The 12,797-nt window shown below is 67.8% G+C and carries 12 protein-coding genes; 8 read left to right on the top strand and 4 right to left on the bottom strand.

Annotated features, from left to right (window positions below):
* Positions 1 to 44: 44 nt before the first annotated feature.
* A complete protein-coding gene (locus tag U1701_RS01180) occupies positions 45 to 770 on the bottom strand; it encodes an SIMPL domain-containing protein (RefSeq protein WP_332780704.1) in 726 nt (241 codons plus the stop codon).
* A gap of 209 nt (positions 771 to 979) precedes the next feature.
* Here U1701_RS01180 and U1701_RS01175 point away from each other — a divergent pair, with 209 nt between their 5' ends.
* Genes U1701_RS01175 through U1701_RS01165 form a run of 3 tightly spaced genes read left to right on the top strand, consistent with a single transcriptional unit; the run spans position 980 to position 6,695 of the window.
* Complete coding sequence (locus U1701_RS01175) at positions 980 to 2,158, top strand: efflux RND transporter periplasmic adaptor subunit (RefSeq protein ID WP_332780703.1); 1,179 nt, start codon at positions 980 to 982, stop codon at positions 2,156 to 2,158.
* 4 nt (positions 2,159 to 2,162) lie between these two features.
* On the top strand, positions 2,163 to 5,369 hold the full coding sequence (locus tag U1701_RS01170; protein WP_332780702.1) for an efflux RND transporter permease subunit: 3,207 nt from the start codon (positions 2,163 to 2,165) through the stop codon (positions 5,367 to 5,369).
* Positions 5,370 to 5,426: 57 nt separating this feature from the next.
* Complete coding sequence (locus tag U1701_RS01165; RefSeq protein ID WP_332780701.1) at positions 5,427 to 6,695, top strand: DUF445 domain-containing protein; 1,269 nt, start codon at positions 5,427 to 5,429, stop codon at positions 6,693 to 6,695.
* 180 nt (positions 6,696 to 6,875) lie between these two features.
* Here the strand turns inward: U1701_RS01165 and U1701_RS01160 are convergent, their stop codons facing one another.
* Positions 6,876 to 7,565 carry an HAD family hydrolase gene (locus U1701_RS01160; RefSeq protein WP_332780700.1) on the bottom strand — a complete coding sequence of 230 codons (690 nt, stop codon included), beginning with the start codon at positions 7,563 to 7,565 and terminating at the stop codon, positions 6,876 to 6,878.
* Between the two features lie 62 nt (positions 7,566 to 7,627).
* Between U1701_RS01160 and U1701_RS01155 the strand changes: the two genes are divergently transcribed.
* The 5 genes from U1701_RS01155 to U1701_RS01135 are packed head-to-tail and all read left to right on the top strand — an operon-like array spanning position 7,628 to position 11,406.
* On the top strand, positions 7,628 to 8,737 hold the full coding sequence (locus U1701_RS01155) for an ABC transporter permease (RefSeq protein ID WP_332780699.1): 1,110 nt from the start codon (positions 7,628 to 7,630) through the stop codon (positions 8,735 to 8,737).
* Positions 8,737 to 9,573, top strand: a complete 837-nt coding sequence (locus U1701_RS01150) for an ABC transporter ATP-binding protein (protein WP_332780698.1) — start codon at positions 8,737 to 8,739, stop codon at positions 9,571 to 9,573. Before U1701_RS01155 ends, U1701_RS01150 begins: the two co-directional genes overlap by 1 nt.
* Positions 9,573 to 10,538 carry an MlaD family protein gene (locus tag U1701_RS01145; RefSeq protein WP_332780697.1) on the top strand — a complete coding sequence of 322 codons (966 nt, stop codon included), beginning with the start codon at positions 9,573 to 9,575 and terminating at the stop codon, positions 10,536 to 10,538. The genes U1701_RS01150 and U1701_RS01145 overlap by 1 nt, the downstream gene beginning before the upstream one ends.
* 8 nt (positions 10,539 to 10,546) lie before the next feature.
* Positions 10,547 to 11,128, top strand: coding sequence for an ABC-type transport auxiliary lipoprotein family protein (locus U1701_RS01140; RefSeq protein WP_332780696.1), 582 nt, complete (start codon positions 10,547 to 10,549; stop codon positions 11,126 to 11,128).
* Between the two features lie 38 nt (positions 11,129 to 11,166).
* Positions 11,167 to 11,406 carry a plasmid stabilization protein gene (locus tag U1701_RS01135; RefSeq protein WP_332780695.1) on the top strand — a complete coding sequence of 80 codons (240 nt, stop codon included), beginning with the start codon at positions 11,167 to 11,169 and terminating at the stop codon, positions 11,404 to 11,406.
* 224 nt (positions 11,407 to 11,630) lie between these two features.
* On the opposite strand, the gene U1701_RS01130 is transcribed toward U1701_RS01135, so the two are convergent.
* Both U1701_RS01130 and U1701_RS01125 read right to left on the bottom strand, forming a co-directional pair.
* Positions 11,631 to 12,137, bottom strand: a complete 507-nt coding sequence (locus U1701_RS01130; protein WP_332781416.1) for an NUDIX hydrolase — start codon at positions 12,135 to 12,137, stop codon at positions 11,631 to 11,633.
* The gene (locus U1701_RS01125; protein WP_332780694.1) at positions 12,131 to 12,796 is read right to left on the bottom strand and encodes a TPM domain-containing protein; all 666 of its coding nucleotides are present in this window, start codon (positions 12,794 to 12,796) and stop codon (positions 12,131 to 12,133) included. The genes U1701_RS01130 and U1701_RS01125 overlap by 7 nt, the downstream gene beginning before the upstream one ends.
* Between the last annotated feature and the right edge of the window lies 1 nt (position 12,797).

Here is a 12,797-nt window from a genome sequence, read left to right as displayed (position 1 = left end):
GCGGCCCTTTTCGTATGTCCGGCGTCGTGCCGAACACCGTCGCCTCAATCGAGCAGGAACCGCACCGACAGCGTGACGGTGACGTCCTTCTCGCCCGCGACGATCTCGGTGCTGTCCTTCGCCATGGATGCGCGCGCGAACACCATCGGCGGCGGCGAGCCGCCATTGTTCTCGCCCGCTTCGGCGATCGACACGATCCGGGTCACGCGCATCCCTGCGGCCCTCGCGTACAGTTCGGCGCGTGCCTTGGCGCGCTTGACCGCGTCCGCGCGCGCTTCGTCGAGCGCCGCGTCGGGCTGGTCGATCGACAGGTTCGGTCCGTCGATCTGGTTCGCGCCTTCGCCGACCAGCGCGTCGAGGATCGTTCCCGATTTGGCGACGTCGCGGAACCGCACGCTGACGCTGTTGGTCGCCTGGTATCCGGTGATCACCGGCGGCTGGTTGTCGGCATAGCGATATTGCGGGGACAGCCCGACCGTCGCGGTCGCGATGTCGCGCGGCGCGACGCCCGCGCGCTTCAACGCCGCCAGCACCCTGTTCATGCGCTGCGCGTTGTCGGCAAGCGCCGCGGCGGCGGTCGGCGACTGGCTGACGACGCCGGCGCGGATCGTCGCGATGTCGGGCACGCGGGTCGTGCGGCCCTCGGCACTGACGTCGAGCACGGTGCCGCTGGCGGGCACCATCGGCGCGACGCTCGGTGTGGACTGCGCGCCGGCCGCGGCGGCTAGCGGCAGTGCGGCAAGTGCGCCGATAATGGATATGGTCTTCATGGTCGTCTCCCCAAAACACGGTAAGCACGTGCATCGACCAGCGTAGGTCAACGCAAGCTGAACATTGTGGATGGACCGAAATCGTTGCAGGATGGCGTCGGCGCCGGCCCAGGGGCTTGAGCGTAGTGATCTATTCAGATAACACAGCTGAGGATCGAGGCGGCGACGAGTGTCGTAACGCGGCGATTCGTTTGGGGATGGCGACGCGCATGAATTACGAGACCAAGTCGATCGGCACGAGCGACGAACAGCTGTTGCTGCCGGAATCGGCGCCGCCGTCGCATCGCCGCCGCAACATTATCATCGCGGTGATCGTCGTCCTGCTGGCGATCGGGGCGGCCGCCTATGCGTTCGGCACCAAGAAGGCGGCGCCCGCCGCCGCGCCGACCGAGAGCGTGCCGAGCGTCACCGTCGTCGTGCCCGGCCGTCAGACGATCGACCGCACGATCTCGACCACCGGAACGCTCGCCGCGCGCCGCGAAATGCCCGTCGGCGTCGCCGGCGAGGGTGGCATGGTCACGCGCGTGCTGGTCGAGCCGGGCCAGTGGGTCGGCGCGGGGCAGGTGCTCGCGACCGTCGATCGCTCGGTGCAGACGCAGACCGCCGCCAGCCTCGCCGCGTCGGTCAACGTCGCGCGCTCGGACGAATCGATCGCGCAGGCCGAACTCGATCGCGCGCAGCAGCTGGTCGATCGCGGGTTCATCTCGAAGGCCGATCTGCAGCGCAAGGCCGCCACCCGTGACGCCGCCGCCGCGCGCGTGAAGGTCGCGCAGGCGCAACTCGGCGAGGCGCGCGCGCGCAACGGCCGCCTCGACATCCGCGCGCCCGCCGCCGGACTCGTGCTGACCCGCGGCGTCGAGCCGGGGCAGATCGTCAGCTCGGGCTCGGGCGTGCTGTTCCGCATGGCGATGGGCGGGCAGATGGAGCTGCGTGCGCAGATGAGCGAATCGGACCTGTCGGGCCTCAGCGCCGGCGCACGCGCCACCGTCACCCCGGTCGGATCAGCGAAAAGCTATGCCGGCGAAGTCTGGCAGGTCTCGCCGATCATCGATCCGCAGACGCGCCAGGGCATCGCGCGGGTCGCGCTGTCGTTCGACCCGGCGCTGCGCCCCGGCGGCTTTGCCTCGGCGACGATCCACGGCGGGTCGAGCGCTGCGCCGCTGCTCCCCGAATCGGCGGTTCAGAGCGACAGCCGCGGCAATTACGTGTATATCCTCGACGCCGCGAACAAGGCGGTGCGTCGCGACATCGTCGTCGGTCAGACGACCGATGCCGGCGTCTCGGTGAAGAGCGGGCTTTCGGGTACCGAACGCGTGGTGATGGCGGCGGCTGCCTTCCTGACACCGGGTCAAAAGGTGAAGCCGATCGTCCGCAAGATGGAAGGCTGACGCTGTGAACTTCCGCAACATCTCCGCCTGGTCGATCCGCAACCCCGTACCGCCGATCGTGCTGTTCCTCGCGCTGACGCTGGCGGGGATCGTCAGCTTCATGCGGATGGACGTCAACAACGATCCCGACATCGATTTCCCGGTCGCCTATGTCCAGATCAGCCAGCCCGGCGCCGCGCCGAGCGAGCTCGAGACCCAGGTCACCAAGCGCGTCGAGGCCGCGGCGCGGACGCTGCAGGGCATCGACGAGATCCGCTCGACGGTGTCCGAAGGCAGCTCGCAGACCGTCGTCCAGCTCAAGATCGGCGCGCCGATCGACCGCGCGGTCAACGACCTGCGCGACGCGATCACGCAGATCCGCAGCGACCTGCCCGACGGCATCCTCGAACCGCAGATCGGCCGAGTCGACACCACCGACAACGACATCGCCAGCTTCTCGGCGATCACCAGCGACATGACCGTCGAACAGCTCAGCTGGTACATCGATGACACCGTCAGCAAGGAATTGCTGTCGATCCCCGGCATGGGTGGGGTCGAGCGCAACGGCGGCGTCAGCCGCGAGATTCGCGTGATCCTGGATCCCGTAAAGCTTCAGGCGCAGGGCCTGACCGCCAACGCGATCAACGGCGTGCTGCGCGCAGTCAACGTCAACGCGACCGGCGGCCGCGCCGAGATCGCCGGATCGCAGCAGGCGGTCCGCGTGCTCGGCAACGCGCGCGATGCCTATTCGCTCGGCCAGACTCAGATCAACGTCGGCAACGGCCGCACCATCCGCCTGTCGGACATCGCCGACGTCCGCGATCTCTATGCCGAGCGCACGTCGCTGTCGTCGTTCAACGGCCATCAGGTCGTCAGCTTCAGCTTCAAGCGGTCGAAGGGGGCGTCCGACGTCACCGTGTACCGCGAGGCCGAGAAGAAGCTGAAGGAGCTCGAGACGCGCAACCCGAACGTCCAGTTCAAGCTGCTGTCGACCAGCGTCAAATATACCGAACAGGAATATGAGACCGCGATCCACGCGATGATCGAGGGCGCGGTGCTCGCGGTGATCGTCGTGTGGCTGTTCCTGCGCGACTGGCGCACGACGATGATCTCGGCGCTGGCGATCCCGTTGTCGGCGATCCCGACCTTCTGGTTCATGGACCTGATGGGGTTCAGCCTGAACGGCATGACCCTGCTGGCGCTGAGCCTGGTCGCGGGTGTGCTGGTCGATGACGCGATCGTCGAGATCGAGAACATCGTCCGACACATGAAGATGGGCAAGACCGCCTATCAGGCGTCGATCGATGCCGCCGACGAGATCGGTCTCGCCGTGCTGGCGACGACGATGTCGATCGTCGCGGTGTTCCTGCCGGTGTCGGTGATGCCGGGGATTTCGGGCCAGTTCTTCAAGAATTTCGGCCTCACCGTGGTCGCTTCGGTGCTGATGAGCCTCGCCGTCGCGCGCCTGATCACGCCGATGATCGCGGCCTATTTCCTGAAACCCTTCGGGCATGGCGACGCGCCGGACGGCGTGGTGATGCGCACCTATATGCGCGTGCTGCGCTGGACGCTCGACGAATCGGGTACGGCGCGCGCGCGGGCGAAGGGCGGCATCCGGCGCGTATTCGCGCGGCTGTTCGATCACCGCTTCTACATCGTGCTGGTCAGCATCGGCGCGCTGGTCGCGACGGTCGCGATCTTCATGCAGCTGCCGCAGGAATTCCAGCCGCAGCAGGACAACGACCGCAGCACGGTGACGATCGACATGCCCCCGGGCTCGACGCTCGAACAGAGCGACGCGGTGACGACGCGGGTCGCCAACCTGCTCGCGCAGCAGAAGCCCATCGTCACCTCGGTCTATCAGCGCGCGTTCGTCGGGCGCGGCCGCGTGACCGTGACCCTCGCCGATGATCGCAAGCAGACCAGCGTCGAGTTCGAGCGCGGCCTGGCGCCGCAGCTCTCGGCGATCCCCGACGCGCGCGTGTCGTTCCAGAACCAGAATGGCTGGGGCGGCAGCACCCGCGACATCAGCCTGACGCTGGGCGGCGACGATCCCGTGCTGCTGGCGAAGACCGCCGACGGCATCGTCGAGGAAATGTCGAAGCTGCGCTCGTTGCAGGCGCCGCGCACCGAAGGCGGGCTGCAACGCCCCGAAATCGTCATCCGGCCGCGTATGGACCTGGCGGCCGATCTGGGCGTGACGACCAGCGCGCTGTCGACCGCGATCCGGATCGCGACGCTCGGCGATATCGACCAGAACAGCGCACGCTTCTCGCTCAGCGACCGCCAGATCCCGATCCGTGTCGCGCTCGCCGAGAATGCGCGTGAGCGGTTGTCGACGATCGAGAACCTGCCGGTGACGACGTCGAGCGGCGGATCGGTGCCGCTGAAGGTGGTCGCCGAAATCGGCTTCGGCGCGGGGCCGACGCAGATCGACCGCAACGCGCAGCAGCGCAAGCTGACGATCGGCGCCGATCTGTCGCCGGGCGTGAAGCAGGGCGATGCGCAGAAGCAGATCGATGCGCTTCAGTCGGTCAAGAACCTGCCGATCGGCGTCAGTCGCCTCAGCGTCGGCCAGTCCAAGATGCAGGCCGAGCTGATCACCAACATCGTGCTCGCGGTGACGTCGGGCTTCTTCCTGCTCTTCGCGGTGCTGGTTCTGCTCTATCGGCGCTTCCTGCCGCCGTTCGTGAACCTCGGCTCGCTGTTCCTGGCGCCGCTGGGCGCGTGCCTGGCGCTGTGGATCGCGGGGATGTCGGTGTCGCTGGCGGTCTATATCGGGTTGCTGATGCTGCTCGGCATCGTCGCCAAGAACTCGATCCTGCTGGTCGATTTCGCGCTCGAGCAGATGGGCCACGGCGTGCCCAAGCTCGAGGCGATCCTCGATGCCGGCCACAAGCGCGCATTGCCGATCGTCATGACCACGGTGGCGATGGTCGCGGGAATGATCCCGACCGCGTTGTCGATCACCGGCGACGGGTCGTTCCGCGCGCCGATGAGCGTGACCGTGATCGGCGGACTGACGCTGTCGACTCTGCTGACTCTGCTGATCGTGCCGTCGGGGTTCAGCCTGGCAGTCGGCGTCGAGCGCGCGATCGGACGGCGGATCGGGCATCGCCTGATCACCTACAAGCCGGGCGACGCGGGTCCGGTGATCGAGGGCGGGCCGCCGCGGCCGGTGCTCGGGCCGGCGATGCCCAAACTCGACGACGGAACGCAGCCCGCGGAATGATCGCGAGGGAAATGAGGCGTGCTTGAACTATCCCCGCGCTTGGGGATTGTTCCGGACATGACACCATTTCCCCGCGCGCGCCCGGCCGCCGAAGCCGCTCCGCCCGCACTGGTCAGGATGCGGATCGTCGCCACCGCGCTGCTGGTGCTGATGGCGGCGGTGTTCTTCGTCAGCCGGTCGCTGGTCCCGTTGCACCCTGGCTGGGGGTTCGTCCGCGCCTTTGCCGAGGCGGCGATGGTCGGCGGGCTCGCAGATTGGTTCGCGGTCACCGCCTTGTTCCGCCATCCGCTCGGCCTGCCGATTCCGCACACCGCGATCGTGCCGCGTAACAAGGACCGGATCGGCGACACGCTCGCGCAGTTTCTCCGCGACAATTTCCTCATCCCCGCGGTCATCGCCAAGCGGATGCGGCGGCTCGACGTCGCCGGCGCGATCGCGCGCTGGCTGACCGATCCGCCCGAGGGGGCAGGGGGGCGTTTCCGCCAGGGCGCGTCGAAGATGGTGGCGCAGGTGCTCGAAGGGCTCGATCCCGCACGGCTCGGCGGGATGGTCAAGGCGGGGATCGGGGCGCGGCTGCGCGAGACCGAAGTCGCGCCGATCCTCGGCCAGTTGCTCAAGGCCGCGATCGCCGAAGGGCGGCACACACCCTTGCTCGAAGGCGCGATCCGCTGGGCGGCCAAGGCGCTCGCGTCGAACGACCATCTGATCCGCGCGATGGTCCACGACCGCGCCGGATCGATCCTGCGCTGGACCGGGCTCGACACCACGGTGTCGGACAAGTTGATCGACGGGCTCGACAAATTGCTGACCGAGATGGTCGACAATCCCGAACACCCGCTGCGGCTGAAGGCGGAGGAGGGCCTCGACCGGCTCGCCTGGGACCTGCAATTCGACCGCCGCGTGCGCGCGCGGGTCGAAGGCCTGAAGGGCGAACTGCTCGACAACCCGGCGATGCAGCGCTGGCTCGACGGGCTGTGGGAACAAGCACGCGGCGCGCTGCTCAACATCGCGCGCGACCCCGAGCGCGCGATGAACGGCAAGCTCGGCGATCTGCTGCGGCAATTGGGCGAGACGCTGCAGCACGACGTCCGCCTGTCGCACACCATCAACCGTTTCGTCCGGCGCTCGATCGTCGGGGTCGCGGCGGACTATGGCGACGGGATCGTCCGGCTGGTCTCGGAAACCGTGCGCGGCTGGGACGCGGACACGATCACGCGGCGGCTGGAGAACGCGGTCGGCCGCGACCTGCAATATATCCGCGTGAACGGGACATTGGTCGGGGGACTGGTCGGGCTGGTGATCCACACGGTGGATGTGGCGCTGTGATCTTCCGTTCGCTCGTCATCCCAGCGAAGGCTGGGATCTCATGCGGCAAGGGCGCGCGCTATAACCGGGAGATCCCAGCCTTCGCTGGGATGACGGAATAGGGGGACGGCGGAGTAGGGGACGGCGGAGTAGAGGCGACGGAGTTGGGGACCGCGGAGTGGGGGACGACGGAGTGGGGCCCTACCGCTCCCAATCTGGCATCGGCCACCCCTTCGCCGCGGCCAGCAGCTTCAGCGGTCCATGCGCATTCACCGCGAACGGTTCGTCCGCCCAGGCGAAGGTCGGCGCGTCCGACACATGGTCCGAGTAGAACCGCACATGCGCGTCCTCGCGCGCGATCCCCTCGCGCGCCATCCACGCCTCGATCATCCGCAATTTCGCCGGTCCGTAGCAATTCTCGCCGTCGATCCCCGCCAGCAGCCGTCCATCGGCCGCGCGCAGGCTCTCGGTCCCGATCACCGCGTCGAACCCCAGGCGTTCAGCGATCGCCTCTACATAGAATCGGTACGACGCGGTCGCCATCACCAGCCGGTATCCGGCCGCGCGGTCCGCCGCGATCCGCGCCAGCGCGCCGGCGAACACGCCGTCCGCCATCACGCGGTCGGCGAACGCCTCGGCGGCGCGGCGTTCCTCCGCCTCGGTCATGTGCTTGCCGAGCATCATCCGCTGCATCACATATTTCAGCCGCCCGCGGCTGATCAGCCTGGCGACGTAACCCGCCGCGGCGACTCCCGCGAACGGGATCAGCGCGAGCCGCCAGGGTGCGCGGCCCCGCGCGGTGTGGATCAGGAACGGCGTCCAGGTGGGCGCGTGCGTGATCGTCCTGTCCATGTCGTAGATGGCGAGAAGCCGCGTGCTGGGTTGGGTCATCGGTTCGGCTTACGCCGCATTCGCCTTGCCGATCCAGCGACTTTGCCGCAAAGGTGCGCGCGATGAGCGCCATGGCCGATTTCCAGCAGGACACCGCCGACGGCGGCACGTTGCGGTTTACCGGCAATTTGTCGTTGGCGCGCCTCGGCACCTTGCCCGACCGGCTCGAAGCCATCGATGGCGCCGCGGTCAAACGCGTCGATCTCAGCGGCATCGACCGCATCGACACCGTCGGCGCCTGGGTCGTCCACCGCTTCGCCGCGCGCAACGACGCGGTCGTCGAAGGGCTCGACGAGAACGACCAGCATCTGTTCGATCAGGTCGTCGCCTCCGATCAGCCGCTCGCCGCCAAGCCCGCCAAGGTCGGCGCGTTCTCGCGCGTGCTGGGCGAGATCGGCGACGCGGTGATGCTCAGCTTCCGCACGATGTACGGGCTGATCGGCTTCATGGGCGCGACCACGCTCGCCTTCCTCGCGGTGATCCGCCACCCGCGCCGCTTCCGATTCGACGCGGTGGTGCAGCAATTCGAATCGGTCGGTGTCCAGGCGCTCGCGATCATCGGCCTGATGAGTTTCCTGATCGGCGTCGTCATCGCGCAGCAGGGCGCGGTGCAGCTGCGCCAGTTCGGGGCCGAGGTGTTCACGATCAACCTGGTCGGCCGCCTGACGCTGCGCGAGATGGGCGTGCTGATGACCGCGATCATGGTCGCGGGGCGGTCGGGCTCGGCGTTCGCCGCGCAGATCGGCACGATGAAGCTGACCGAAGAGATCGACGCGATGCGCACGATCGGCGTGTCGCCGATGGAGGCGCTGGTACTGCCGCGCACCCTGGCCGCTGTCGTGCTGATGCCGTTGCTCGGCTTCTACGCGTCGATGGTCGCGCTGGTCGGCGGTGGGCTGCTGGTGTGGATCACGATCGGCGTGCCGCCGATCACCTTCGTTCAGCGCATCCGCGAAGTCGTGCCGATCACCGATCTGTATGTCGGCCTGATCAAGGCACCCGTCTTCGGCGCGATCATCGCGGTCGCGGGCTGTTTCCAGGGCATGCTCGTCGAAAGCGATTCCGAACAGGTCGGCAAGCGCACCACCTCGGCGGTGGTGCAGGCGATCTTCCTGGTGATCGTGCTCGACGCGTTCTTCGCGGTGTTCTTCACCTGGCTGGGGTGGAACTGATGGCCCGCATAAATACGAACGACAACCGAGACGTCGTCATTTCCGTGAAGGGGCTGCGCAACAGCTTTGGCGACTCGGTAATCCATGAGGGGCTCAACCTCGAGGTGCGGCGCGGCGAGATCCTCGGCGTGGTTGGCGGCTCTGGTACCGGCAAGTCGGTGCTGATGCGCTCGATCATCGGGCTGCAGCGTCCCGACCAGGGCGATGTGGTGGTGTTCGGCGAATCGAACATCGACCGCGACGAGACCGAGGCGGTCGAGATCCGCAGGCGCTGGGGCGTGTTGTTCCAGGGCGGCGCGCTGTTTTCGACGCTGACCGTTGCCGAGAATGTCGCAGTCCCTCTGCGCGAATTCTACCCCGATCTCAGCCAATCGCTGCTCGACGAGATCGCGTCGTACAAGGTGGTGATGACCGGGTTGCCCGCCGATGCCGCGCCCAAATTCCCCGCCGAACTGTCGGGCGGCATGAAGAAGCGCGCCGGCCTGGCCCGCGCGCTCGCGCTCGACCCCGAATTGCTGTTCCTCGACGAGCCGACCGCGGGTCTCGACCCGATCGGCGCGGCGGCGTTCGATACGCTGACCCAGTCGCTGCAGAAGACGCTGGGGCTGACGGTGTTTCTGATCACGCACGATCTCGATACATTGTACGCGATCTGCGACCGCGTCGCGGTGCTGGCGGACAAGAAGGTCATTGCAGTCGGCACGATCGACGAACTGCTTGCGCTCGACCACCCGTGGATCGAGGAATATTTCAAGGGACCGCGCGGTCGCGCCGCGATCGCGACCCAGGAACATCACGCCGCCGAACAGGCGTCGATCAAGGCTGAGGCACGCTGATGGAAACCCGTTCGAACCATGTTCTCGTCGGCGCCATCGTGCTGATCCTGCTGGCGGTGCTCGCGTTGTTCACGGTGTGGATCGCGCGGCTTGGCGGCACCGCGGAGAAGGAATATGACATCTTCTTCCGCCAGTCGGTCGACGGACTCGCGCGCGGCTCCGCCGTCGTGTTCTCGGGCGTGCCCTCGGGGCAGGTGAAGACGATCACGCTGTGGAAGAACGATCCGCAGTTCGTCCGCGTGCGCATCAGCGTCAACGACGAGACCCCGGTGCTGCAGGGGACGACCGCGTCGATCTCGGGCGTCGGCTTCACCGGCGTCAGCCAGATTTCGCTCGACGGCGCACGCAAGGGTGCCGCCCCGATCGGTTGCCCCGAGACCCGCACCCCGACCGAATGCCCCTACGGCGTTCCGGTGATCCCGACCAAGATCGGTGGCCTCGGCGCGATCCTCAATTCGGCACCGCAACTGCTCGAGCGTCTGTCGACGCTGACCGAGCGGCTGACCGGGCTGCTGACAGACCGCAACCAGGCCTCGATCGCCGGCATCCTCGAAAACACCAACCGTCTGACCGACGCGCTGGCGGATCGTGGGCCTGAGATCGCCGCGACGCTGGCGCAGACGCGGATCGCGATCCAGCAGGCGGGCGACGCCGCGCAGCAGTTCGGCGTGCTCGCCAACACCACCAACGGCGTGCTGTCCGAGGACGTGAAGCCGGCGATGGCCAATCTGAACAAGGCGATCGTGTCGGCGCAGCAGAGCGCCGAAACGCTGAATTCGGCGATCGGCGACGCGCGGCCGGGGCTGCAGGCGTTCTCCAAGACGACGATTCCCGAGGCCAACCGTCTGGTCCATGATCTGCGGACCACTGCGGCGGCACTGTCGTCGGTCGCGGAGAAGGTCGATCAGCAGGGTGCAAGTTCGTTGATCGGGCAGCAGAAACTCCCGGATTACAAGGGTAAGTGAGGCACGCCATGAAGACTCCGCTCCTCCTGATCGCGCTGCTTCCGCTGGCCGGATGCATCAGCTTCGGTGCCAAGCCGCCGCCCTCGCTGTTGACGATTACCAGCCAATCGATGGTGCCGGTCGGCCAGAACCAGGATTCGGCGGTCGCCAAGTCGATCACCATCCAGGTGCCGAGCGTGCCGCAGGCGCTGGCCACCGCGCGCGTGCCGGTGCAGGCGACGCCGACGACGATCGCCTATGTCCCCGACGCGCAATGGGCCGAACTGCCCGCGCGGCTGTTCGCGCGGCTGTCGTCCGACACGATCGCGGCGCGCACCGGCATGGTGGTGCTGTCGACGGTCCAGTCGGTCGGCGACCCCAGCGCACAGCTGGCGGGCGAGCTGCGGACGTTCGGACTCGACGCGACAACGCGTGAGGCCGTCGTGACGTTCGACGCGTCGCTGACGCGCGCGGGCAAGACCACGATCGAGAAGCATCGCTTCGAGGCGCGCGTGCCGGTGACCGCAATCGACGCGGCGTCGGCGGCGAGCGGGATCAACCAGGCGGCGAACCAGGTCGCGGTCGAACTGGCGGACTGGATCGGCCGCTAACCCTCGCGCGTTGTCGGTGTCCGATCAGGAGAGCGACGATGCCACAGGGCGACAAGAGCGCGTACACCGACAAGCAGAAGCGCAAGGCTGCGCATATCGAGCAAGGCTATGAAGACCGCGGCGTCGCGAAGGACGAGGCGGAGGCACGTGCTTGGGCGACGGTGAACAAGGATTCCGGCGGCGGGAAGCAGTCGGGGTCGGGTCGCGCGGGGAGCGCGGCGGATCGGTCGGCAGCCGCGAAGAAGGGGTGGGAGACCCGGCGAAAGGCCAAGGGTTAGTCGCCAACGGTCCGCGAATCCGTGTGTCCCCGCGAAGGCGGGGACCCAGTCTGGGCCCCCGCCTTCGCGGGGGAACATCGTTTGGGACGACGAGCTTCCCTGGTGACACCGCCCCGGCGAAGGCCGGGGCCCAACTGGGAGACGTTGGTAACGAAGGGCCGCGCCTCGTAACGCCTGCCTTCCCAATTGGGCCCCGCCTTCGCCGGGGAAGTGCCGGCGGGGCGCTACAAGATCGACCCCGCCAAAATCAGCAGCATCTTCGCATCCACCGCCACCCCGGCCGCGCGCTTCGCCGCGACGAACGCCGGCACATCGGCCACCGGCACCCGGTGCACCGTGATGTTCTCATCACCATCACCCCCGCCGTCGCCGACCTTGGTCAGCCCCGACGCGCGCACCAGCGTGAACGATTCCGACGTCATCCCCGGAGACGAATAGAACACCCCCAGATCCTCGATCCGCTCGGCGCGATACCCGGTTTCTTCCTCCAGCTCGCGTCCCGCCGCGACCGCGACGCTCTCGCCCGCGGTCTCATCACCAACCAGCCCGGCGGGCAGCTCCAGGCAATTGCGGCCGATTGGCACGCGATGCTGCTCCACCAGAAGTACGTGGCCGTCGTCGATCGCGACGATCACCGCCGCGGCGATCTCGCCCGCGCGCGCGACATATTCCCACGTCCCTTGTTTCCGGACGGTCAGGAACCGCCCTTCCCAGACCGTGTCGGTCACAATTCGATCAGCCGGTCGGGGAGTTCGTTCACGGGTTTGCCGCTCCTCGGGAAATGTTCGGTCAGGACGCTACCGATCCGCGCCACCGCATCCGCCATGCCGTCGCCGGGGCGATCGGCGCGTACGCCCGCGATCACCGCCGCCATCGCTTCGCCCCAGGTCTCGGGCGCCACGCGGCTGTGGATCGCGTCGTCGGCAACGATCTCCGCACGCCGCTCGGCGATCGACAGGTACAGCAGCACACCGGTCGCTCCCTTGGTGCGCTTCTCGGCGCCGGCGCGGAACAGCATCAGCGCGCGTCGGCGCACCCGCCGCGTCTTGGTCGGGCCGGGCGTCACCGCGATGCGCAGCGGCGCATAGGCGAGCACCAGCCGCACCAGCAGAAACACCAGCACCATCAGCACCAACGCGATCCCGAACAGGGCACCGACCGGCGGCGCCTGCCACGGGTCGATCCGCGCATAGATCGCGTCCGCCGCGCTCGGCCGGAACGCGAGCAGCGCCGGCACCAGCAGCATCGCCAGCACCGCATAATGCATCGACACGTCGTGATAGCGGTCCGAGTTGCTCGCGACGATCGTCACGATCTCGCCATCGGTGGTTGTCTCGGCGGCGTGCACCGCCGCGGTCACGCGGTCATGGTCCAGGTTGCTCAACCTCATG

This window comes from Sphingomonas rhamnosi (assembly GCF_036663615.1).
In the GTDB taxonomy this organism is placed as follows: Bacteria; Pseudomonadota; Alphaproteobacteria; order Sphingomonadales; family Sphingomonadaceae; genus Sphingomonas.
The sequence above is the reverse complement of the archived record's forward strand: the minus strand, read 5'-3'. Positions and strand labels throughout refer to the sequence as shown.